This window comes from Niallia nealsonii (assembly GCF_002835805.1).
Classification (GTDB): domain Bacteria; phylum Bacillota; class Bacilli; order Bacillales; family Cytobacillaceae; genus Niallia; species Niallia nealsonii.
This window is the reverse complement of the sequence record NZ_PISE01000011.1, coordinates 212,344-234,760: the sequence shown is the minus strand read 5'-3', so window position 1 is coordinate 234,760 and position 22,417 is coordinate 212,344. Positions and strand designations below refer to the sequence as shown.

General features: G+C 34.5%; 15 protein-coding genes and 1 pseudogene. 11 read left to right on the top strand and 5 right to left on the bottom strand.

The window, feature by feature from the left end:
* Positions 1 to 36 precede the first annotated feature (36 nt).
* Complete coding sequence (locus tag CWS01_RS22875; RefSeq protein WP_101176237.1) at positions 37 to 813, bottom strand: NERD domain-containing protein; 777 nt, start codon at positions 811 to 813, stop codon at positions 37 to 39.
* Between the two features lie 215 nt (positions 814 to 1,028).
* On the opposite strand from CWS01_RS22875, the pseudogene CWS01_RS05795 reads away from it, so the two are divergent.
* The 3 genes and pseudogenes from CWS01_RS05795 to CWS01_RS05785 all read left to right on the top strand — a co-directional run bounded on the left by CWS01_RS05795 (position 1,029) and on the right by CWS01_RS05785 (position 6,535).
* Positions 1,029 to 2,974: pseudogene (locus tag CWS01_RS05795) on the top strand (DNA/RNA helicase domain-containing protein).
* Positions 2,975 to 2,985: 11 nt separating this feature from the next.
* Entirely contained in the window at positions 2,986 to 3,285 is a 300-nt protein-coding gene (locus CWS01_RS05790) for a nucleotide pyrophosphohydrolase (protein ID WP_101176236.1), read from the top strand.
* A 103-nt stretch (positions 3,286 to 3,388) separates the two neighbouring features.
* Positions 3,389 to 6,535, top strand: coding sequence for a DEAD/DEAH box helicase (locus CWS01_RS05785; RefSeq protein ID WP_101176235.1), 3,147 nt, complete (start codon positions 3,389 to 3,391; stop codon positions 6,533 to 6,535).
* 11 nt (positions 6,536 to 6,546) lie between these two features.
* On the opposite strand, the gene CWS01_RS05780 is transcribed toward CWS01_RS05785, so the two are convergent.
* On the bottom strand, positions 6,547 to 6,939 hold the full coding sequence (locus CWS01_RS05780) for a (deoxy)nucleoside triphosphate pyrophosphohydrolase (RefSeq protein WP_101176234.1): 393 nt from the start codon (positions 6,937 to 6,939) through the stop codon (positions 6,547 to 6,549).
* A gap of 361 nt (positions 6,940 to 7,300) precedes the next feature.
* On the opposite strand from CWS01_RS05780, the gene CWS01_RS05770 reads away from it, so the two are divergent.
* On the top strand, positions 7,301 to 8,299 hold the full coding sequence (locus CWS01_RS05770; protein WP_101176233.1) for an HNH endonuclease: 999 nt from the start codon (positions 7,301 to 7,303) through the stop codon (positions 8,297 to 8,299).
* Between the two features lie 206 nt (positions 8,300 to 8,505).
* On the opposite strand, the gene CWS01_RS05765 is transcribed toward CWS01_RS05770, so the two are convergent.
* Entirely contained in the window at positions 8,506 to 9,627 is a 1,122-nt protein-coding gene (locus CWS01_RS05765; protein WP_101176232.1) for a GerAB/ArcD/ProY family transporter, read from the bottom strand.
* 549 nt (positions 9,628 to 10,176) lie between these two features.
* Between CWS01_RS05765 and CWS01_RS05760 the strand changes: the two genes are divergently transcribed.
* Both CWS01_RS05760 and CWS01_RS05755 read left to right on the top strand, forming a co-directional pair.
* Positions 10,177 to 10,761, top strand: coding sequence for a DUF6241 domain-containing protein (locus tag CWS01_RS05760; protein WP_101176231.1), 585 nt, complete (start codon positions 10,177 to 10,179; stop codon positions 10,759 to 10,761).
* Between the two features lie 189 nt (positions 10,762 to 10,950).
* On the top strand, positions 10,951 to 12,087 hold the full coding sequence (locus CWS01_RS05755; protein WP_101176230.1) for a glycerate kinase family protein: 1,137 nt from the start codon (positions 10,951 to 10,953) through the stop codon (positions 12,085 to 12,087).
* A 184-nt stretch (positions 12,088 to 12,271) separates the two neighbouring features.
* On the opposite strand, the gene CWS01_RS05750 is transcribed toward CWS01_RS05755, so the two are convergent.
* Complete coding sequence (locus CWS01_RS05750) at positions 12,272 to 13,300, bottom strand: CdaR family transcriptional regulator (protein WP_101176229.1); 1,029 nt, start codon at positions 13,298 to 13,300, stop codon at positions 12,272 to 12,274.
* Between the two features lie 571 nt (positions 13,301 to 13,871).
* On the opposite strand from CWS01_RS05750, the gene CWS01_RS05745 reads away from it, so the two are divergent.
* The 4 genes from CWS01_RS05745 to tkt all read left to right on the top strand — a co-directional run bounded on the left by CWS01_RS05745 (position 13,872) and on the right by tkt (position 19,636).
* Complete coding sequence (locus CWS01_RS05745) at positions 13,872 to 15,956, top strand: BglG family transcription antiterminator (protein WP_101176228.1); 2,085 nt, start codon at positions 13,872 to 13,874, stop codon at positions 15,954 to 15,956.
* A complete protein-coding gene (locus CWS01_RS05740) occupies positions 15,953 to 16,231 on the top strand; it encodes a PTS sugar transporter subunit IIB (RefSeq protein WP_101176227.1) in 279 nt (92 codons plus the stop codon). The genes CWS01_RS05745 and CWS01_RS05740 overlap by 4 nt, the downstream gene beginning before the upstream one ends.
* Before the next feature lie 91 nt (positions 16,232 to 16,322).
* Positions 16,323 to 17,597 (top strand): PTS ascorbate transporter subunit IIC, encoded by a 1,275-nt coding sequence (locus CWS01_RS05735; protein WP_101176226.1) that lies wholly within the window; start codon positions 16,323 to 16,325, stop codon positions 17,595 to 17,597.
* A gap of 38 nt (positions 17,598 to 17,635) precedes the next feature.
* Positions 17,636 to 19,636 carry a transketolase gene (tkt, locus tag CWS01_RS05730; RefSeq protein ID WP_205161140.1) on the top strand — a complete coding sequence of 667 codons (2,001 nt, stop codon included), beginning with the start codon at positions 17,636 to 17,638 and terminating at the stop codon, positions 19,634 to 19,636.
* A 380-nt stretch (positions 19,637 to 20,016) separates the two neighbouring features.
* Here tkt and CWS01_RS05725 read toward each other — a convergent pair whose 3' ends face one another.
* Positions 20,017 to 21,918, bottom strand: a complete 1,902-nt coding sequence (locus CWS01_RS05725) for a BglG family transcription antiterminator (RefSeq protein WP_101176225.1) — start codon at positions 21,916 to 21,918, stop codon at positions 20,017 to 20,019.
* Between the two features lie 172 nt (positions 21,919 to 22,090).
* On the opposite strand from CWS01_RS05725, the gene CWS01_RS05720 reads away from it, so the two are divergent.
* Positions 22,091 to 22,402, top strand: a complete 312-nt coding sequence (locus tag CWS01_RS05720; protein ID WP_101176224.1) for a PTS sugar transporter subunit IIB — start codon at positions 22,091 to 22,093, stop codon at positions 22,400 to 22,402.
* Positions 22,403 to 22,417 lie beyond the last annotated feature (15 nt).

Here is a 22,417-nt window from a genome sequence, read left to right as displayed (position 1 = left end):
TGGTGCTTTTTGTTTAACTTTTTTTCTTATCAATTGTTAACCTGTCTTTGTAAAACGACATTTCGGAAAGCTGCTGCAGCCTGTGAACGAACCATTTTTTCCTCTCCGTTTCACTAACTTACTTCCACAGCATGGGCAGATATTCTTTTTTATTTTTTGTTTATTGTCCTTCAAATCGGATTTGATTTGTTTGACATGTTTTTTAGCAGTTTGTTTTTTCTCTTTAAGGCTTGTTATTTCTAGTGAAGCTAATTTATCTCTTATATGGTCTATTCGGCTAGGACCGGTATATGGATTAGAATAAAGTTTTTTTATAGTAGCAAGAAGCTGTTTGTTTTGAATGACAATGGCTTTTTCAAAAGAAGCATCATTCTTTAAAGTTGCTTCATTGCTGAAGACAATAATCGAGTAAATGGGGAAATCATTTGGGAGCTCTTCTTGAAGATATTCTTTTAACGCTTGAATATGTCCATGATTCTGCCATATGGGATTATAAAATTTTTCTTTTTGTTTATAAATCACTTGTGTCCAATTTCGACTATTTTCATTCCCGAAAATCCAGCCCGCATAGTTTTTTGTTTCTAGTACAAATAAGCCATTTTCACTCAATAGCACATGGTCTACTTGAGAAGTATTTTGTTTGCTATTCGGTATGTATAGATCATTCCATAGCTTATAAGAACCTTTATCTAATTTAGAAAGAAGTTTTTTAACCCTGCTTTCTCCAACCATTCCTTTTAATTTTGGATAAGAGGCTTTAAGTAGAAGTGAAAAAGCTAACAGTAATAAAAGTGGTATCATTGTCGCTATCAATATTATCTGTCCTTTCTTCGTTTAGTACTATTGTACCAGATGGAAAGAAATAAATTTATGCTGAATATTAAAAAAATGTGAATAATCTTTTTATTTACTTTATCAGCTTTAATAGTTGGATGGTAAAATAAGTATAAAGATATGCAAAAGTATAATTTTTAAAATATGTTTTTTAGATAAAAATATACCAAAGGCAAACAAAAGGAAGGAACATAATGATAGTCTATGAAGCGACAAAATCAGAATTTATACAGGATGTATATAATGATGAATTGGTCAATAATATTTGCACCAACTATAATTCTAAGATTGGCAAAATAAATGAGCGGGAAGTTCGGGCATGGGATAATTCGATGCTATATATGTATAAAATACTGCATGATGATGGAATTCCAAATGATGCCGGTGTAGCAATAGAATTTCGAATACCCTATACATCCAAACGGGTCGATTTTCTTTTATCCGGCAAGAAGGATGATCAGAACTCTGTCGTTATTGTGGAGTTAAAGCAATGGAAGAAGGTTGAGGCAGTACAAGGAAAAGAAGCGATTGTGAAGACCCTGATTAATAAGGGGATTAGAGAAACGACACATCCTTCCTATCAAGCATGGTCCTACGCAGCTTTAATTGAAGATTATAATGAAAATGCCCAGAATCATAAGATGCATTTTTATCCATGCGCTTATCTGCATAATTATATTGACCAAGGGCAAGAAGATCCTTTAACAAACAGTATCTATAATTATTATGTAGAGAAGGCTCCCGTTTTTAAAAAAGGGGAAGCAAAAAAATTACGAGAGTTTATTAAACGGTACATACAAGTTGGTGATAATAAAGAAAATCTTTATAAAATAGAAAAAGGGAAAATAAGGCCATCCAAGTCCCTGCAAGATTCTTTAAACAAAATGTTGAAGGGAAATCCAGAATTTGTGATGATTGATGAGCAGAAAGTTGTTTATGAAGAAGCACTGTTTTTGGCAAAAGAAGCAATCCGCACCGGCATAAAACAAGTATTGATTGTAGAAGGAGGACCTGGTACGGGAAAATCCGTTCTTGCGATTAATTTAATGGTAGAAATGACGGGACAAAATATGGTGTCCCAATATGTAACAAAAAATGCTGCACCAAGAAATGTATATGCAAAAAAATTAAAAAAAGACTTCCGAAAAGGCCATATCGACAACTTATTTAAAGGATCTGGCAGTTATATAAAGGCTGAGAAAAACGAATTGGATGTGCTGATTGTAGATGAAGCCCATCGGTTAAATGAAAAGTCCGGCATGTTTCAAAATCTAGGAGAAAACCAAACAAAAGAAATCATCTATGCAAGCAAGTTTTCCATTTTTTTATAGATGAAAGGCAGAAAGTAACGCTAAAAGATTCTGGCACAATTGGCGAAATAAAAAAGTATGCCAAAAAAGTAGGAGCGGACATCCATACAATGAAGCTAGAATCCCAATTCCGCTGCAACGGTTCCGACGGCTATTTAGCATGGCTTGATGATGTACTGCAAATCCGCAAAACAGCCAACAGTAATTTTATTGGAAGTGAGTACGATTTCCGTGTCTATCAAAATCCGAATGAATTGCGTGCAGACATCGAAAAGCTTAATAAAGTCAATAATAAAGCAAGAATGGTCGCAGGCTACTGCTGGAATTGGATTAAAGAGGGGAAAAATAATCCAAATATTTACGATATTGAAATACCAGAATATGATTTTAAAATAAGCTGGAATTTAGGCAATACGGAAGCATGGGCAATTGATGAACAGTCCGTAAAAGAAGCAGGCTGCATCCATACATGCCAAGGGCTGGAATTTGATTATGTCGGCGTTATTATTGGCGACGATTTAAAAGTTGAAAATGACATAATTCGTACAGAACATACAGCACGGGCAAAAACGGATCAATCGTTAAAAGGCTTAAAAAAACTGCTGAAAGAAGAGCCGGAAAAAGCAGAAAAACTGGCAGATGAAATTATCCGCAATACATATAGAACACTTATGACAAGAGGACAAAAAGGCTGCTTTGTGTATTGCACTGATGCAGAATTAGCAAAATACCTAAAAGAAAGACATAACCTAAGCAATAAACAATACAAAGAAAACGAATTTTTCGAACCAATCAATCAAGTTGCCGAAGAGTCAACACCCTACGAATAGGAGACAGAATAATGAAAGACTTGATAAAAGATGTACTAGCATTCCGAGACGAACGAAACTGGAAGCAATACCATGATGAAAAAGACTTAGCTATTTCCATTGTATTGGAAGCAAGCGAGCTATTAGAAAACTTCCAATGGAAATCAAGTGAAGAAGCAAAAGAAAAAGACATGCAAAATATAAAGGAGGAAATGGCCGATGTACTAATTTATCTAATTCAGTTGGCTGATAAATTAGGGATTGATTTAAAGAAAGAGGCATTGGCGAAGATGGTGAAGAATCGGGAGAAGTATCCGGTCAAGAGTAAATAAATAATATTTCATAGAGATGTACCATTATTGGTGCATCTTTTATTGTATAATTTTACCTATAATTAATAGAGGAAGAAGTAATAACCTCTAAGGAGTGACATGAGTGCTTAAAAAAGGAATTTATGAAGAAATTATCACTGAAAAGCTTAAAAAAGAGTTAGGCATAATTGATATAGAAACAAATGATATTGGCAAAGAACCAATGGATGTAGAAGAGACACGTAAAATACTAGCATCCTATATTTCCCTTGTGACTAGAAGAGCGTTAATGTATGTGCGGGAACAAGTAAAGGATGATCGAGAAGCAGTGTTGCGTCAAATTCAAACATGTAATGACATGATTCATATATTAAGTGAAAAATTAGAAGGGGAGGAATTTGATTCTTTAAAAATTGCAGAAGAAGGAGAGGTACTTACACATCTTTATTCAAAGATTAATAGTATAAAAAGCATCAAAAAACAAGAGATTATTCGGCCTATAACACCTATTTCAGAAAGTTCGTTATTTACTGGTTCTAACTATGAACCTAGCATGCTAGAAGAATTAAAACGGGAAATCCTTTCTTCTAATACCATACATATGCTTGTTTCTTTTATAAAATGGAGTGGGTTACGTTGCATTATCGAAGAGTTACGGCAGTTTACTGATAATGGCGGGCAACTACAAGTAATCACAACCTCTTATATGGAAGCAACGGATTATAAAGCGGTAGAAGAATTAAGTAAACTAACAAATACAAAAATTAAGATTTCCTATGATATTGAACGAACAAGATTGCATGCAAAAGCTTATCTTTTTAAACGAGATACAGGGTTTAGTACCGCATATATTGGTTCTTCTAATCTATCTAATCCAGCATTAACATCTGGTTTAGAGTGGAATATAAAAGTAACAGAAAAGGATTCATTTGATATTGTAAAAAAGTTTGAAGCAACATTTGAAAGCTATTGGAATGATCGAGAATTCCAGCCATTCAATCCAGAAAAGAAAGAAGATCAAGAACGATTAAAGCTAGCTTTGTTAAAAAAGAAAGATCAAACAAATGATTTTCAGTTTGTATTTGATATTCAACCATATTTCTATCAAAAGGAAATCTTAGAAAAACTCCAAGTAGAGCGAGAAACATATGGTCGTTATAAAAACCTATTAGTGGCAGCAACTGGTGTTGGAAAAACCGTTATTTCCGCATTTGATTACAAAAGATACTATGAAAAAAATAAACCCGCTCGACTTTTATTTGTTGCACATCGAGAAGAAATATTAAAGCAAAGTCGTGATACATTTCGTTATGTGTTAAAGGATACAAACTTTGGAAATCTTTTAGTAGGGAATCATCAGGCCCATTCATTAGATCATTTATTTATAAGTATTCAAAGCTTTAATAGTAAAAAAATACATGAACACACAACAAGTGATTTTTATGATTTTATTATTGTGGATGAGTTTCACCATGCAGCTGCAGACTCTTATCAAAAACTATTAGCACATTATCAACCGAAAATATTACTAGGATTAACAGCAACACCAGAAAGAATGGATGGAAAGAATATTCTAACCTATTTTGATAATGCAATTGCTGCTGAAATGCGATTAACAGAGGCGATTAATCAAAAATTACTAAGTCCATTTCAATATTTCTGTGTAAGTGATGATGTGGATCTATCGAAATTAAAGTGGAGTAGAAGAGGCTATGAGATAAAAGAATTAGAGAGTATCTACACATCGAATGATAAAAGAAGCAATCAAATAATAAATAGTGTTCATAAATATGTGACTGATATAGGGGATGTTAAAGGATTAGGATTTTGTGTTTCAATAGCACATGCAAAATATATGGCAGAATTCTTTCATAATGCAGGCATTGCTTCTTTAGCTTTATATGGAAATGTAGATAACCAAATTAGAAAAGAAGCACAAGCAAGATTAGTTAGTGGAGAAATCAAATTTATTTTTGTGGTGGATTTATATAATGAAGGAATTGATATTCCAGAAGTAAATACTATTCTTTTTCTTCGACCAACCGAATCCTTAACTGTTTTCCTGCAGCAGTTAGGGAGAGGCTTGCGTTTGGCTGCAGGAAAAGACTGCTTAACCGTTTTAGATTTTGTTGGTCAAGCACATCAAAATTATAATTTTGAAGAAAAATTTCGAGCGCTTATCGGGAAAACAAAACATTCCGTTCGGCATTATGTGGAAAATGGATTTTTCAACCTTCCAAAAGGAAGTTTTATCCAATTAGAAAAGCAAGCAAAAGAATATATATTACGAAATATAAAAAGCAGTGCCTTAACAAAAGTAAATTTGGTAAACAAGATCAAATTTTTCACCGAAGATACTGGTTTAGAACTTACATTAAGTAATTTCCTACAGCATCATCATTTCACTTTATATGATCTATATGGAAAAAATGGTGATCGAAGTTTTTATCAAATGAAAGTAGCCGCAGGATTAATAGAGGCGGTAGAAATCGAAAATGAAAAATTTATTAAAAGTAGATTACCGCATTTTTTTCATTTGAATTCACCGAAATTATTAAAGTTTCTACTCCATTATATAAAGGAAGGAACTATTGATGGTGCAGAAGAGGAATTGATGCTAGCAATGTTTTATTATACCTTCTATAAAGGCCATCCGGAAAAACAAGGATTCTCTTCAATAGAGGAAGGAATCCAACAAATCATACAAATAGCTGAATATAGAATTGAATTATTAGAAATCTTACATTACCTATACAACTCTTTAGAAACAATTGAAATTGAAAACGATCTACCCTTTCCTTGTCCTTTAGGAGTGCACAGCAAATATACAACAACTCAAGTTTTGGCCGCAATGGGCTATTACAATGAAAAAAGTAGTCCAGCATTCCGAGAAGGAGTAAAACATCTAAAAGAAAAAAAGATGGATATCTTTTTCACAACATTAAATAAATCAGAAAAAGATTTCTCACCATCCACTCTTTACGAAGACTATGCCATCAACGAAAAATTATTTCATTGGCAAACACAAAGCAAAGTAGCAGAAACGAGTGAAACAGCGAAAAGATACATCACACACAGGAAAAATGACCATCAGATCGCACTTTTTGTTCGTGAATATAAAAAGGAGAATAGCTATACTTCTCCATTTGTTTTTTTAGGAACGGTAGATTATGTAAAGAACTCTGGGAGTAAGCCAGTTAGTTTTGTATGGGAGTTAAGAGAAGAAATGCCAGCTTATTTGGTGCCACGGGCTAATAAGAGTGTGCTATAGAGAGGTATCTTTTATTCGTTTATTAATGTGGTAACTGCCGGAATATCAGCAGGTGCCCATTTTAGAGAATCTAAATTTTCTCTCTTTAACCATACAAGTTTAGAGTGTTCACTAGCAGTCGGAGTACCTTCGATAATGTTTGCCTTGATACATATTAAAGTAATAATAAATCGATCATATTCATGGGTATTTTCATGAAACAATTCGGTAGCTTTTATTTGGCAGTCTAGTTCTTCCAGTATTTCTCGTTTTAGAGCAGAAAATATATCTTCACCCTTCTCGACTTTGCCACCAGGGAATTCCCACCTATTTGGGAGAGACATTTGTGGGGAGCGAAGTGCGCATAGTATTTCGTTTTGTTTGTTTTCTATAATTGCTGCAACGACGTTTATTACTTTTTTCAATTGAATGGAGCCTCCTATTGATGGTTGATTTAGTAATATGATAGCATTTTTGTTGAAATGGTGGTGGAGTGTTTAGTTAATTTTTATGGTGGTTTTTACAATGTATTATTGTTGATAAGGTGTTTCTATAGTCTACGCATGTCGAGTACGGAAGCAAATAGTCATTTTATTGCTAAGAGGGATAGACTAATAAAGTAAATCGTCAGCACATATTGCACATATATAACAAATGAGGAATACATAATAGAGTTTAGACAGAAAAAAGCAGAGAAACGTGGTAGATTTAGAGAAAAGATCTTTTTAATAGAAGTGGAAGATTAATTTTTGTATCAGCTACTAAAGGAAAAATAGGTGAACAAACATGAGCTTTAAGCTGCAAGTCGGGGAAATGAAAACAGAATATCTAACAGATAAGGAAATATGGGGTCATTTTAATTATATTTTTTCGAGCAAGTCTCGAAATTCAACTACTTACAAATTTGTACTTATAAAATCTATATTGGAGAATTTATATAATGTAAATAATCGTCTTGAGATTTCTTATTCTAGTTTGTTTAGCAGCTTTGCGAAAATATATTGGAATTTGGTTATTCATCATCATCTTAATCAAATCAATATGACAGGCAAAAGGGCAGAAGTGGAAAGGATTCTGATGGATATTCAGACGAAATATCAGATTCCAGAAACGCTTATATTTGATAAGCTTTCTGCCGAGACTCAAGTAGAAGTTATCACAAAGGTAAAACGAAAGTGTAAGATTAACGTGATGGGCGCTTTATATGGAGATACAGATCAGACCATTTATGATTTTGATAATGCAAAAGAAGTGATAAGATTTAATCCGGCTTTCTATTCATTTATGCAGCGGTTTCAGAGAATACTAAGCTATTTGACAAATTACCAGCTTGCATTATTTTTAGAAAAATTTAATAAAAAAGGGGACACAACAAATCTGCTGATGAAAGTAGAAAATGTCTCGAAACGAACATCATTGGATCAATTTTATATGCTTTTATCTTCTTTTTATAATGGTTGCTGCTTCTATTGTGGGAAAGAACTTAAGAGAAAAACTTCTGTACATGTTGATCACTTTATTCCATGGAGTTTTGTCCAAGCAGATCAAATATGGAACTTGGTCATCTCCTGTAAAACTTGTAATCTTGCTAAAAATGATAAGTTGGCAGAAAATCAATATTTAGTATCATTAGTTGACCGAAATGAACAGTTTTTAGCAGAAAAGAAATTCATTACGCGGCAGGATATGCAAGTGTACAGCGAAAAAAAGTTGACGGATTTGTATCATTATTCCATGGATAATGGATATACGGATTTTTGGAGACCAAAGGATATTTGTATGTAGAATGGTTATTTCCCTAAATTAGGGTTGCCTAATCCCAATTTAGGTGTCAGGCACTCTAAAAGTATACATGTCTTTTGGCGTACCTAACACTTGCTTCTAAAATAAACATTCTTATTGGCAATAAAAAAGGATCTTCCATCGAAAATCCTTTTCGTTGCTTGTTCAATTAAAGCGCCCGATGGCTTTGGAATATAACCTAATTGTTATTATGTTGAATTTGATTTTAATTTAACTTTCTTCTTAAAACGATTACGAATCAGAGCAATAAATAGCATGACCAATGGAATGATCACCATTAAAGGCAGGTGAATAGGATATTGCACAAACTTTAGACCTTCTTCTATATGTTCCAAAAAGCTCGAGGCAATTACCTCGGATAAAAAGAGGACAATAATACTGAGTGGTAAGACGATTTGTTGATGATTTTTTATTTTGAATAAATCAGTTATTCCGATTACGGCACAATAAAACCAAATAGATATTTTAAAAAACATGGTAATTAAGAAGGTAAAGACAACAATAGCATCAAGGCGTTGGATAAAATTAAAGAGGTTTACTTTTCCAATTGTTGATAACAAAGGAAAAGTAGATCTCTCTACTTGCTCAACACCAAGAGTCGTAATATTTAAACCTGCTGTATAACTTAAGATAAGTCCACTTGAAAGAATGGCCGACAGCCAAACTCTTTTCACTGATTTGGCCCGATTTAAATAAGGAAGCAACATGGTAAAGACGATCGCTTCCCCAAAAGGGTTAAAGGTGGTTAACGGTAATACAGTCGTTAAGATAGGTTTCCAACCATTCTCAAGAAACGGCTGCAAATTATGAAGATGGATATTACCTGATAAATAGACGAAAGAATTTCCTGTGAATCCAAAAAAGATTAAAATGACAATCAATACTTCTGCCGTTCTTCCCAATACTTCAATTCCTAGGTAAATTACATAAGAAATAGTAAGAATCATTAAGATGTTGATTGCCAATAACGGTGTTTCGGTCATTGTTGACGAAAGTAGCAACTCCCCAAAGTCACGTAAACCCCGGGCAGATTCATATAAAAAAAATAGGACGTATATTAGACCTATTATCCATCCAATATATCTACCAAAAATTTTCCTGACATATCCAGTCAGTGGCAAGTTGGGATATTGGAGAAATAAAGCGTAATAAATGAAGAATAATGCTATTCCTAAACACATTCCTAAAAGAATCGCAAGCCAGGAATCCTTTTTGGCATTAATGCCAAAGTTTATAACAAGCATGGTACCAAGTTCAAATAAAAACATCATAGCAAATAGTTGAATGACACTAATCTTTGCTTTCTCCATTGTCTAGGTATCTCCTTCCTTTACCCAGTGGTGATATTTATCCTTCCCTACTTTCCTATTTTTAATGCTTTCGAAATTTAGGTGCCAGGCACTCCAAAAGTACAAATGTCCTTTTCGTGTAATTGGCACTTGCTTCTCCATAATGCATTATTTTTAATAAAGTGTTTTCTAAGTCAGTACATGCGGAAAGAGGAAACTCGGACGGATATTTACATCACGGCTTTATAGAAGTTAAACGGCTGCTTTTGCATGAGATAGTTTTGAAGCAGAATAACCAAGTGTCTATTTCGATAAAACTTTTTCTATGTATGGAAGATAGTACTGTAGATTATCCCATTATTCACGTAATATGTTCAAACAAATGAATGTGAAATGGGGAACTGGCACTTTTATAGATATTTATTTACCTTTTTCCATGACTTTCTGCGTTCTTATGGTTTCATTCCCAATAAAAGGTTTGTTAGAATAGAAGAAACATAGATGAGATAAGTATATATAATCTATAATCTATCATGAAAGCGTACATAGTTTACTGGGGGGGGAATTATTATGAAAAAGGGATTGATTATTACTTCATCAACTATATTATTGGCTGCTTTGATAGCTTGGGGAGCTTCTATACTTCCTAAATATGCTCCGGAAAACAGCGGGAATTCTGTGGTGAGCTCAGCATTGGCCAAAGAGACTGGTGAACAAGAAGAAGCTTCAGGTACAGAGAGCAAAAAAGACGGAGAAGAACAAACTGGTAAAATAGATGGTGTAACATACGATACAAAACTAAATGATCAGTCAACAGAAGATGAAGTTGTGCAGGTTATGCATCAAATGACCCATCAAAAAGTAAAAGCAAAAGAGAAGTGGGGAGCAGTTCCTATTTTAGAAGATACCATAAATCAAGTGTATAGCATTATTGCAAAAAGTGATTTTGAGAATAAAGCAGAACTATTAGATATAGTAGATAAATGGAAAAATAACAATTTTGAAGCTGTAGATGAAGATCATAACTATTTTTGGAAATTGCAAGGTGGAACAATTGGCAAAGCTTATGGAATATTGAGCGAAGAAGAAGAAGAAGAGTTTATAAAAAATAATTATAAAGAATATGTAGTAAATGGAATGTTAGGTCTCAAGTGAGGCCTGTTTTTTTTGATTTTTATCCAATTAGTTTGTGCCATTCTAAAAGGAGATAGAAAATGTATGGTTTAGTGCATATGCACAATATTATTTGTTAGATTATCAATTGTGAAAGGCTTAGTATCGTAATAAAATGAAAGCGTATTTAATAGAAAGGCTTTTACAAAAGTGAAAAATGAGGTGTAAATAATGGGGAAAAAATTTTTATTGGCTCCTGATTCATTTAAAGAAAGCATGACAGCAAAAGAAGTATGCGAAGCAATGGAGATTGGCATAAAAAGAGCTATTCCGGATGCTGAATGCATTCATGTACCAATGGCAGATGGCGGTGAAGGGACTGTCCAGTCGTTGATAGATGCAACAGAAGGCATATTAATAAAAAAAGAAGTGACAGGACCGCTGGGCACACCGGTTATGGCCCAGTATGGAATTCTGGGAGATGGCAAGACTGGCGTTATTGAAATGGCAGCGGCCAGCGGAATTCATTATGTTACGAAAGAAACGAAAAACCCTTTCATTACAACTACCTTTGGAACAGGAGAATTAATCAGGGATTGTATGGAACGAGGCATTACAGACATCATTCTGGGTATTGGCGGAAGCGCTACGAATGATGGCGGCACTGGAATGGCAGCAGCACTGGGTTATAAATTTTTGGATGAAGATGGGAATGAACTGCCACTTGGCGGCGGATATTTAGGTGAACTTGATAAAATCGATACTTCTGATGTTATTCCGCAATTGAAACATATAAACATTTTGGTAGCGTCAGATGTAACCAACCCATTGTGCGGAGAAGAAGGAGCATCAGCTGTTTTCGGCCCGCAAAAGGGTGCCACTCCTGAAATGGTGCAAATTTTGGATAATAATTTGCGGCACTACAGTAAGATTGTGAAAGAGCAGCTTGGAATCGATATGGCGGATGTACCTGGTGCAGGTGCTGCAGGGGGACTTGGTGCAGGACTAATCGCTTTCACCACATCCACCATGAAAAAGGGAATAGAAATTGTTATTGAATATACAAATTTAAAAGAAAAAATGCAAAATGTAGATTACTGCTTTACAGGAGAAGGCGGCATCGACTTTCAGACAAAGTTTGGCAAAGCCCCTTATGGAGTTTCTCAGGCGGCCAAAAGTGTTAACAGTGCCATTAAAGTTATTGCACTGGCAGGGTATATCGGTCAAGATGTTGAAACATTATACGAGGAAGGTTTTGATGCCATTTTTGGAATCGTACCAGGAGCAGCAGGTATTGATGCCTTGCTTGCACAAGGCAAAGTAAATGTTGCCCGCACATCTGAAAGCATTGCTAGATTATTAAAATAATCATTAGAGAGGCAGTCCCAAAACAAAGGGAATGCCTCTTTATTTTTATCCATATTTAGCGGGCAGTAAGATCCTGACCTGAAAGATCAGGAGAAATATAGCTAGGCAGAAACTTGCCCGTAAAAGCCTAATTGGTTTACCTAACAATCAGCGAGGACGTAGAAAACACCCACTGATTGAAGTCTCACTTTATCCGATTAATCAACATAAAGATCAATTCCACGAGTTCTAATATATTTTTGGGATTTTTTCCTGTCATTTTATAAATCCTGTTTAGTCTGTAGTTCAGTGTATTCCTATGGATAATAAGCTGGCTGGCCGTTTCGTTAATATTCAGGTTACAGTTGAGATAAACTTGGAGGGTTTTTATTAATTCATCATTTTTTTCAAGCAAATGGGCTAGATGTTCTACTTTTGCATCATTCCTTTGCAGTTCAGATAGACCGGCAATAAATTCACATTCTGCATAGGAAATGACTTTTTTATTAAAAAAAACACCTTTTAGTACACGCATGGCTGATTTGGTCTGTGAAAATCCGTCAGAAATTTTATCATTTATTTTGCTGATGGAAATGAAGGTATCTGGAAAATTATTTCTAATTTGCTTTTGCAGAGTTTCAACCTTGTTTGGCTCTTGAATTACCATGCAAAGCGAATGATTAGATGTTTTAAAGAAAGGGAAATTTTTAATGGTACCCTCAGCAATTTCAGTAGAAAATTCCGCGTATACAATTTGGCAAGGTTTATTTAACTGAATGCCATAAGTTAATGCCTGGTCCATTAGTTCTTTTGTGTATGCAGTACCCGATTCTGTAATTAAGTTAAAAAACTTCTGTTTTAAGTTTTTTTCTAAATTCTCTTTTTCTAATGCAACGCTTTGTTCGATTAACAAAATAACAGCTGATTTAACAAGTTTTCCGAAGGGACTGGTTTCCTTAACCTCTCCACTGATTCCTATCACTCCGACAATGAAGCCGTTCAATTCGATTGGTAAATTAATGCCCTTCTTTACGAAATTTTCATCCTTTTTGATTTCTACTATTTTCTTTTGTTTTATGGCAGCTACCGCACCAGGGTGGAGCGTACCAATCCTTTTTTTATTTCCACTTCCGATAATAATGCCTGCTTTATCCATAATATTAATATTATAAGGAATATCCTTCATCATTTTATCCACAATATTTTGGGCCTGACGATGCGTTAATTCATACATGGCTGTAGCTCCTTTATCCTCACTTGTCTAGATTGTATGCATCATATACTTTATTTTCAATATAAGCCTAGGATATTTTTATTTCAAGCAAATCCACAAACTCCTGATAATCACCCGTAGTCATAATTTGCGAAACATTTCCTTCTTCGGTCAGAATAGCTGCGAGTGAAAATCATTAAAAAAAGTAGGGATAGTTGAAGAGACTCAGGGAGAGTCATGAACTGTATGTTTCTGGCATTTTATCATTGGTTATTAGTGAACGCTAGAGAGCAGCTTAAGCAGCCTAATTCAAAAAGATTATAGATTTTATGGCAAAAGAAAATAGGTTCTATCAAAACATATTGATAGATTTCTTTCATATATTTGTTAATGAATCAGTTAAAGAGAAAGGGGTGCATACATACCGTAGTACTGAATTTATCTGAAGAAAAGGTCAGAGGTTGACTCTAGATAAAAACAATCATGGATTGAAAAATTTTTTCAGTGTAAATAGTATTTACATTTTATAACCTCAACCATCATTGTTTTGTATCCGTTTTCATTTTATGATTTGTGTAGGAGGTAATTAGAAGTGCTGGAGCAAAGGAGCCTTACGTTATTAGAATTACTAATAAAATCTGACTTGATTACAATGGAAGAAATTCAAAACAGAACGGAATTAACAAGACGTCAAATTGATTACGATTTAGTAAAAATTAATGAATGGCTATCAGAACGTCAATATCCTAAGATTGAAAAATTAAGGAGAAAGGGAATCGCGGTACCAGCTGAAACAAAGCTGTATATTATTGAGCAAATATTAGAAAAAGGAGGTGAGAAAGCAAGTTCTGCCTATTCATTTGGGGATAAAGAGAGAATGGTATTTATTTATCTCCAACTTTTTAGTAACCAAGAATATCTTTCTTTGAATCATTTTATTTATTTTCTTAACATCAGTAAAAGTACAGTGTTAAAAGATATTAAGAATTTAGAGCAAATCCTTATAAAATCTAATATTCGCATCATTTATAACCGTCAAAAGGGTTATTCTCTTTATGGTGATGAACAAATGCTTCGTTTCTGCATGATGCATTTTGTTATGGAGTTATTATCGAATTCTAATGGTTCGAAGCTTCTAGACTGGTACAATGCAAAAAACCATCTAATAGAAGGGAAAAAACTTCAGCTTATTGTGAAGGATAATTTAGAAAAATGGTCCATCAAATTTGTGGAGAATAAGATGCATGAATTTGTTTATAGTTTTATCTACATTCATACAAGAATTAAAAATTCAAATCAGGTTTTAATAAAGGAGCAAAATAAGTCTATTTTTAAGAAAACAATAGAATATAATTTTGCAGAGGATTTATTAAGGGACTTTAACATTGGTTTTCCTGAAGAAAAGGTATATTTAAGTGCATATATATTAGGGTTGTCTGTAGGCAACTTAAATCATTTAACAAGTGATAGGACGACTTTATTAGACTTAGTGAAAGGAATTATCGATCGTTTTGAAAATCTTGCGGGTATTCGATTTATGGAGCCCCAACAAGTAATTGCGCAGCTTTATATGCATTTTAGACCAGCATACTACCGCATGCTATTTAAATTACCAATAGTAAATCCGATGATGCATAAGATAAAAAAAGAATATAAGGAGCTTTATAAACTAGTTAAGGAAACGTTGAAACCTTTTGCTTCTGCTTTTGAAAATGAAATTCCTAGTGAAGAAATTGCCTATTTAACTATTCATTTTGCATCAATAATCAGCAGTACTAATGAAGAATATACGGAAAAAAAGGTTGCACTCATTGTGTGCCCTAATGGAGTAGGGACTTCAGCTATTTTATATAAAGAACTTCGAAATATATTTCCAGAGATAGAATTTTTGCCTCCTATAGAAATTGAACAGTTAGAAACAGTTCAAACAAAAATTGATATATTGTTTTCAACTGTACCATCAACAAGACTCATTATTAAAAAAACGCCACTCGTAATTGTAAATCCTATTATGACCAGCTTAGAGAAGTATAATGTTGTACGAAATGTATACGCTCAATTAGGAAACCCAGTATTCAATCAACCTTCCATTCATCGGATCATGAGTATTATAGAATCATATGCAGACGTTACAGATAGAGCCAGTTTAGAGAATAGTCTCGTTGAGCTGTTTACTACTAATAAAATAGACTTACAGGAAGTGATTGAACCCGTGTTAAGTGATATTACGAATGAATATTTAATTCAATTGGATGTCGAAGCAACAGATTGGCAAGACGCCATTCGAAAGTCAGGGCAGCCCTTAGTTAAGGAAGGAAAGGTTTCCTTAGAATATATACAGGCAATGATTGATACAGCAAGTGAGTCGGGCCCATATATAGTTATTGCTCAACATGTTGCATTGCCCCATGCAAGGCCAGAATCTGGTTCCAGAGAGATTGGAATCAGCATGACAAAATTAAAGAATCCAATAAATTTTGGAAATAGCGGCAATGATCCTGTTAAATATGTTTTTTGCTTAAGTGCGATAGATAATGAAACACATTTAGTGGCCATGGCAGAATTAGTGGAATTATTAGAGTATGAAAAATTCTATAAAAAGCTGGATGAAGCAAAAAATTCAAAAGAAGTGTATGAATTTATTTTAGAGTATGAAAAACGGGGGGAATTAAAATGAAAACAGCATTAATTGCCTGTCGTACAGGTATGGGTTCAAGTATGATGCTAAAAATTAAAGTGGATCAAGTTATTAGAGAAAATAAATTTCCTATTAAAGCAGAACATAACACGATAGATGCCGTTGGACAATTTAAAGGTGACCTTCTTATTACTATGGCAGATTTGGTTCCAGATTTAAAAAATAAAGTTAAGTACATTATTGGGATTCAAAATCTAATGGATAAAAAGGAAATCAAAGAAAAACTAGAAAAATTTTTAGCAGACTCTAATTAAATTTAATCTAGGAAACTTTCAAACATATGCTTGTCGAACATTTAAATAGACTGATTAAAGCAAATTTATTTCATGGAAGGAGCAAAAATACATGGATTTCGTCAAAGTGATTGTGTTTGATTTATTAAGTTCTGCTGCGATATTAGTTGGTCTTATGGCGTTTATTGGTTTAGTTTTACAAAGACAAACAACGGAAAATATCATTTCCGGTACTTTAAAGACTATTGTTGGCTTCCTAGTATTTGGTGTTGGTTCTGGAGCGGCAGTTGTAGCACTAACTAGTTTTCAAGATTTATTTGCTGCTGGTTTTGGGCTAGATGGTGTACTGCCATTAGCAGAAGCAGTAACCGCATTGGCCCAACAAAAATTTGGAACAACTGTTTCATTAGTAATGGTCTTAGGTTTTGTAATGAATTTGGTTGTAGCCAGATTTACTCCACTTAAATATATCTTCTTAACAGGACAGCATAATCTTTATTTGGCCGCCTTATTAACTGTTATGATGAAGGCTTTAGGATTAAGCAATATGGTAATTGTTATTCTTGGCGGTATTATTCTTGGGATATGTGCTGCTGTATTTCCAGCAATTTGCCAACCTTACATGCGAAAAGTAACTGGAGATGATGAACTTGCACTTGGCCATTATGTAACAGTCGGCTATGCGTTATCTGGTTGGATTGGATCTAAAGTTGGTAAACCTGAAGACAGTACAGAAAACTTGAATCTTCCAGGATGGCTATCTATTTTTAAAGATTATGTAGTAGGAGTAAGTATAACTATTATTGTATTCTTTTATGTTGCTGCATTTGCGGCAGGCAAAACGGAAGTAGAAGCGTTGTCTAGTGGGGTCAATTGGTTGGTTTATCCTCTATTTCAAGGACTAAGTTTTGCGGCATCATTATTTGTAATTATTACCGGAGTTCGTTTGCTTTTAGGTGAAATTGTAAACGCATTCGTAGGGATTTCTGAGAAATTAATTCCCAATGCAAAGCCTGCACTAGATTGTCCGATTGTTTTCCCATTTGCTCCTACTGCTACTGTTATTGGTTTCTTAAGTGCATATGCAGGTGGTTTGCTTTGTATGTTCGTATTTGGTGCCTTCAACATGGCTGTTATTATTCCAGTAGCTGTTCCATACTTTTTTATAGGAGCGACAGCAGGAGTATTTGGGAATGCCACGGGTGGTTGGAAAGGTGCTGTAGTTGGTTCTTTTGTTGTGGGAGTATTGATTGCAGTTGGGCCAGCTACCATCTATCCGATTATGGAAAATATCGGTTTGAAAGGAACAGCTTTTCCTGAAACGGATTTTAATATTGTTGGAATATTAATCTATTATATCGGAAAATTACTACAATTTATTTTCTAAATTAATAAATGGGTATAAAAAGATGGAGGTTATATGAAATGGGAACTTCTAATTTAAAGATGAATACAGATGAGTTGTCAGTAAATGCAATAAGAACGTTATGTTTAGATAGTGTAGAAAATGCTAATCACGGTCATTTAGGTATGCCGTTAGGATCTGCTCCAATGGCTTACGAACTTTGGAGAAATAAAATGAAGCATAATCCCAAAAATCCAAAGTGGTTTAATCGGGATCGGTTTGTTCTAACATCTGGTCACGGGTCTATCTTGCTATATTCACTGCTGCATTTATCAGGTTACGACTTAACACTCGAAGATTTAAAGGGATTTAGAAAACTGAATACTCGTACTCCAGGGCATCCGGAAGTTCATATCACACCAGGTGTTGAAGCTACTACAGGTCCTCTTGGTCAGGGGTTTTCTCTTACTGTTGGAATGGCTCTAGCTGAAGCCCATTTATCCGCAAAATTTAATAAAAAAAACTTCCCTGTTATTGATCACTATACTTACACGATTTGTGGTGACGGGGATCTAATGGAAGGTGTTGCACAGGAGGCTGCTTCTCTTGCAGGTCAATTAGGGCTCGGGCGTTTAATTGTACTGTATGATTCTAATGATACTACATCAGATGGTGCAGTTGATCTTTCCAACAAGGAGGATGTTAAAGGGAAATTTGAAGCGATGGGATGGCAGGTTCTTTATGTGAATGATGGAAATGATCTTCAGAAGATTTCAAAGGCCATTGACGAAGCACAAGCTTGTTCAGATAAACCGACGCTTATCGAAGTGAAAAATGTGATTGGCTATGGTTCTCCTAATCTTCAAGGAACAGCTAAAATTCATAGTAATCCTGTAGGGGAGGAAGAATCCAAACTGATTAAGCAGTCATATGGATGGAAGTATAAAGAACCTTTTTTTGTTCCCACAGAAGTAAGAGATTCTTTTTTTGAAATAGAGAAAAACGGAATTCAGGAAGAGGAAAAGTGGAATCAACTGCTAAAGGCTTATAAGGAAACTTATCCTGAGCTTGCTGAAGAATTAGATAAAACAATTTCTGATGGATTTACCCTTTCAGACGATACAATAAAGAGGTTTAAGCCTGGTAAAATAGCAACACGTAATGCCTCAGGTGAAATGTTAAACAGAATTTATAAGGATTATCCAATATTAGTTGGAGGCTCTGCTGACCTTGCATCATCGAATAAAACAACGATTAATGGAGAAAGTTTTATGCAGAAAGGAGACTATGGAGGTCCGAATATATATTACGGAGTTCGAGAATTTGCGATGGCATCCATTGAGACAGGATTAGTCCTTCATGGTGGAGTGAAAGGGTACTGCGGTACATTTTTGGTTTTTGCTGACTACATGCGTTCTGCCATTCGCCATTCTGCATTAATGGAAATTCCAATGATCTACATTTTTACACATGACAGCATTTTACTTGGACCAGATGGACCTACGCATCAGCCGATAGAACATTTAATATCCTTGCGTGCCATGCCAAACTTAATCGTGATAAGACCTGCAGATGCGAATGAAACCGCGGCTGCCTGGAAGATAGCCATTGAATCTAAAAAGACACCTGTTGTACTTTCATTAGGCCGTCATGATGTTCCGGTTTTAGAAAATGCATCAATAGAAGGTGTTGAAAAAGGTGCTTACGTTATTTCCCCTTCCAATGGTACTGCAGAAGGAATTATTATTGCAACTGGGGCAGAAGTTGAGCTTGCCTTGCAGGCTCAAAATATCTTGCATGCAGAAGGAATAGAGATTAACGTAGTAAGTATGCCGAGTTGGGAATTATTTGAAAAGCAGGAGGATGCATATAAAGAAAAAATCTTACCGAAAGAACTTACAAAACGCCTATCTGTTGAAATGGGTTCGAAATATGGATGGGAACATTATGTTGGTTTAGAAGGGGCAGTAATGAGTATTGATCAATTTGGAGCATCTGGGCCTGGAGATGATTTAGCAAAACAGCTTAACTTTACTGTTTCAGATATTGTTTCGAATATGAAGAGAGTATTAAATAAATAACCGAATTATTTTTTATATAACTGTATTTGATTGTGAATTGTCCTATAAGTCGAAAATAGAATTAAGAATGTAAGGTTAGAACTATCAAGAGAACAAAAGATAGGAATTATTGCTTTTTCGAGAAGAAGATTTATCTAGATAAAGTCTATGTGGGTAATGGTAGGAGCCTATCCTCAGTAAGTTAAAGTATTGAGAGAAGGGCTCCTTTTACTCATGCTAAGAGCACAAATATAATATTAATAGGCACCTTTTTCACGCTATGGCAACCTCTAAAATTTACATGTGATAGATTAACTAGTATCCAATAGCACCTTAACCAATTTCTAAACTGCTATTAACTTAGAAGTCTATTACATTATGAGAAAATATATTTCCTTCCATCAAAAACATCCCACAATCAAATCCACAAACTCCTGATAATCACCTGCAGTCAAAATTTGCGAAACATTTCCTTCTTCGGTCAGAATAGCTGCTAGTGAATCAAAGACGTCATGGAATAGTCTTCGATCATCTTTGCTGACAGATATAAGCAAGACTAGATTTACTGTTAAATCATTCCACTTTATGCCTTTGTCATTTATGAAGACAAACATCCCGGTCTTTTTGGCATTCATTTTGATGGCATGTGGGATGGCGATTCGGCCAAATGCGGTGGAGGACATGGCTTCTCTTTCTATTACATTTGCAAGGAAACTAGTATCGACAAATTCTTTTTTGTTCATCATTTTGCACATCATTTTAAGCGTTTCCTCTTTTGTCCTAACTGAATGATCTATGTTAAAAAGTTGTTCATCCATCATTGCCTCAAGATTTTTTTTAAATAATTCTTTTTGCTTTGTTTCTTTAATTTCTTTAATCTTATTTGCCACTTTGTTTTTATCGGCATTTGAGAATAAAGGGTTAATCAAAACAAACGGCACTTTTGGCACTAGATTAAGTTGGACTGCTGAAATGATTAAATCGCTGTTTAGAGCGTCTAAATCACTTTCATTTGTCACAACATGCTGAATGAGAAGATCTTCACCGAAATATTGGGTTAACTTTTCCATAAGGTGCACGTTGAAATTATAATAAAAAGGAAAAAGGATAGAGCAGGTAATTTTGGAATTGGCTTGTTTTTGCATTTCTAGAGCATAGCCTAAATGAAAGGCAATATAGGCTATTTCATCATCGTTAATTGTGTATCCTGTTTCTTCTTTAATGGTATAGGAAACATGGACAGCACAATCATAGATGGACGGACAGTTTTGTTTTATGGCAGCAGTCAGCGGATTTTTGCTGGAAAAGTTATTTTCCAAACGCATAAGCAAATTTTTGATATGGAGTGTCAGGCGCACTAGAACGTCCGCATCTTCAATGACAATATAATAATTGTTCTCTAGATCTTCAAGAATTCGCTTTACTAGATTTAAGCACCTCAGTCCTGCGACATCTTGCAAATCAGATAGCTGCAGATGCATAAAGTTGATGCTTGTTCCGCTGCTGGAAATAAGGAAAGCAAGGTCGAGCATTTCTCCTTCCGAGTATTTTACACCAAAGTGAACTTCAAGTCTTTTGGCAATTTCATTGGCAATTTTGTATTCCTTTTCTAAATTGGCTTCTCTATCTGCTTGTTGCGTATAAATAAAACCATTTTTCATTCGATCAATGGCAATGGCGATATGAAGGATAACATTGGTAAGGGAATAATCATTTGTAAAATAGTGATAAGTAGAAAAAATTTCCGCAATCACATCACGAATATAATCGATATCATATCCTTCAAAAGCTGCCTTTAATTTCTCTATATCTAGAAAATTATCATTTGTTTCACTATAGAGGATGGAGCTCATTAATTTTCGTTTGCTTTTTTCTTGGCCAACAATTTGTATCGTGTCGCCGTAAATTTTTAGTTCCAAATTATAATCAGCTAAATTTTTTTTGACTTTCCTCAAATCTCCTTTTAGTGTGACTTCACTGATAAATAATTCCTCGCTTAAATCGAAAATATTAAGGGGACTATCTGCATTAACCAGGCATTTTAGAAGATATTCGGCTCGTTCTTTTTGTGATTGAGGAATGGCATTATTCATGGATGCGAAAAAAGAGTTTAATTTTTTCAAGTCGACTTGATATCCCTTATTAGAAGAAGAAATCAAGCCCAATTCCATTGAATTAATATCAGCAATATATGTTTTGACACTTCTTTTGGAAATGCCTAATGTATTGGCAAGTTTGGCTGAGGAAGTCCAGTCATTTTGAGCACTTAGATAACGAAGAATATTCCTGTATTTACTATTCATTAACCGCGCCTCATTTCATTGAAATAATTGGGTCTGCTATGTACTTGCACTCCAAAAATATTCGTTTGCACCACACTAGTGTAAATGAATATTGGAACTTTTCCAATATTAATATTATATTTTAGATAGAAAAAATGATGGCGCTATCAAAAAACACAAAGGAGAATCTTCTATGAAAAAATTAAACGTATTATTAGTATGCGGATCTGGGGCAAGTTCTGGTTTTATGGCGTCAAATATTCGGAAAGCAGCGGCAAAGCGCAATTTAGATATTAGCATTAAAGCTAGAGGGGAAGCTGAAATCGAAAATTATATTGATGAAATTGATGCTTTAATGGTTGGACCTCACTTGGCGTATATTTTAGATGAAATTGAGGAGTATATCGGGGATGCTGATGTGAAGGTTTTATTAATGAAGCCGTCCTACTATTCTACTCTTGATGGAGAGGCAGCCATAGAGGATTTATTAAAGGAATTCAAATAATTTACGAATCGAGGT

What these genes read in the sequence shown, in the direction of transcription:
- CWS01_RS05790 (WP_101176236.1), top strand. Translation starts at nt 2,986, where the DNA reads ATGAAAGACTTGATAAAAGATGTACTAGCATTCCGAGACGAACGAAAC.
- CWS01_RS05770 (WP_101176233.1), top strand. Translation starts at nt 7,301, where the DNA reads ATGAGCTTTAAGCTGCAAGTCGGGGAAATGAAAACAGAATATCTAACA.
- CWS01_RS05765 (WP_101176232.1), bottom strand. Translation starts at nt 9,627, where the DNA reads ATGGAGAAAGCAAAGATTAGTGTCATTCAACTATTTGCTATGATGTTT.
- CWS01_RS05760 (WP_101176231.1), top strand. Translation starts at nt 10,177, where the DNA reads ATGAAAAAGGGATTGATTATTACTTCATCAACTATATTATTGGCTGCT.
- CWS01_RS05755 (WP_101176230.1), top strand. Translation starts at nt 10,951, where the DNA reads ATGGGGAAAAAATTTTTATTGGCTCCTGATTCATTTAAAGAAAGCATG.
- CWS01_RS05750 (WP_101176229.1), bottom strand. Translation starts at nt 13,300, where the DNA reads ATGTATGAATTAACGCATCGTCAGGCCCAAAATATTGTGGATAAAATG.
- CWS01_RS05740 (WP_101176227.1), top strand. Translation starts at nt 15,953, where the DNA reads ATGAAAACAGCATTAATTGCCTGTCGTACAGGTATGGGTTCAAGTATG.
- CWS01_RS05735 (WP_101176226.1), top strand. Translation starts at nt 16,323, where the DNA reads ATGGATTTCGTCAAAGTGATTGTGTTTGATTTATTAAGTTCTGCTGCG.
- tkt (WP_205161140.1), top strand. Translation starts at nt 17,636, where the DNA reads ATGGGAACTTCTAATTTAAAGATGAATACAGATGAGTTGTCAGTAAAT.
- CWS01_RS05725 (WP_101176225.1), bottom strand. Translation starts at nt 21,918, where the DNA reads ATGAATAGTAAATACAGGAATATTCTTCGTTATCTAAGTGCTCAAAAT.
- CWS01_RS05720 (WP_101176224.1), top strand. Translation starts at nt 22,091, where the DNA reads ATGAAAAAATTAAACGTATTATTAGTATGCGGATCTGGGGCAAGTTCT.